The sequence below is a fragment of the Acinetobacter sp. SwsAc5 genome, from assembly GCF_013391485.1.
GTDB lineage: Bacteria > Pseudomonadota > Gammaproteobacteria > Pseudomonadales > Moraxellaceae > Acinetobacter > Acinetobacter towneri.
Genome location: NZ_JACAXD010000069.1, coordinates 1 through 1,376, shown reverse-complemented (window position 1 = coordinate 1,376; position 1,376 = coordinate 1). Strand labels below are relative to the sequence as shown.

Sequence of the window (1,376 nt, the reverse complement as noted above, 5' to 3'; positions counted from 1 at the left end):
GTACACAGCGCACTGGGTTATGTATCGCCTTTTGAGTTTGAAGCAATGTACTATGATAAGATTAATCCGTTAGGTCAGGTGGCCTAACTTAAATAAAAAAGTCTCCGACAAACCTGGTACGGTTCATAGGCTACTCATCAGTACGCACCCCACCAATGATCAACACAGCAACAAATGATGATACAGCGATAACAATCGGTTTAAGAATGTCATTGAGCATGGAACAGAATGGTGAGAAATCTTTAATCCCAAAGGATTGCGCTTGACCACCATAAGTAAAGTTATAGGTTAATGGTGCTGGACATTGACCATTAAAGCTTATAGTTGTATCAATATTCACAGGTGTATCAATTGGGAAATCCAATTCTGTATCTTGCTTATGTTCTCTTTGTGTCCAATCTAACCAAGAACACAAGCGAACTGCGTAATCACAGAATCCAGCAAATTCAGTCGATGTAGTAGTTTTTGTCTGACTTCCTGTAACTGCATCAGTAGTCGTTGATGTAGAAGTAACATCTGTTTGAGATGGATAAACAACTTGCTGCTCCAGTGATTCAGCAATATCTTGGTATGATTCAAGTGATGTTGGCACTTCCCCTGTTGCAATATCTGGTGTTAAAGCTTCTGGGATACCGATAGATTGAGTATTTACGACTGGATTTGTCAGAATATCATTTAATATTTCAGGTGTTAAAGTTGTAGGTTTAACTTCTTCATCTTCATTCGTAATTGTGCCTGTATTCGTAATAACAACCGATTGTTGATATGACGGCAAATTAGGTGAGGTTTTGTCGAATACGACACGGACTTTCTCTTTATCATTTTCAATTGTATTGATCGCAAAGTCGTATGTAGGATTTTGCTGTTGAAGTATACCAAGCATACAACTGGCGTATGAAGCTGGAGAATCATGTCGTGTACCACCACAAGTCCAAATATATTTTTGACTTGCACCAAGAATGTACAGACCAGTCAATGTATCGAGATACCAACCTTTTGTATGCAGAAATCCAGCAACAGAAGCAACACCTAGACCTCCAGCGCCAGCCATCAATCTACGATACATAGTACGACCAATTAAACCGTTTTTTGGTTTAAAGTCTTTGATAGTTGAAGTGAGTGTTTTTTGTTTACCATTTACTGTGATATTTTTTGTGCCAGTAACGTTGATTTTATTTGATGAATCTTTAGTGACGGTATAATCCCATGTGGGATTGGCTGTGTTTGCATAGATATCAGAGCATGCAAACAGAGGTGGTCCCACTTGTTTGAACAACTAAAAGCGTATTTATAAGTGATATTCCGCTCTAGTTAAGCCACCTTGTTTTGTTGGGGTAGCTGATCATAGTAAAACTCATTTGGTGTCATTTTGTCTA

Annotated in this window: 1 protein-coding gene; it reads right to left on the bottom strand. The window is 38.4% G+C overall.

Annotated features, from left to right (window positions below):
• Positions 1 to 130: 130 nt before the first annotated feature.
• The gene (locus tag HYG89_RS16055) at positions 131 to 1,264 is read right to left on the bottom strand and encodes a virulence factor TspB C-terminal domain-related protein (protein WP_372595716.1); all 1,134 of its coding nucleotides are present in this window, start codon (positions 1,262 to 1,264) and stop codon (positions 131 to 133) included.
• Between the last annotated feature and the right edge of the window lie 112 nt (positions 1,265 to 1,376).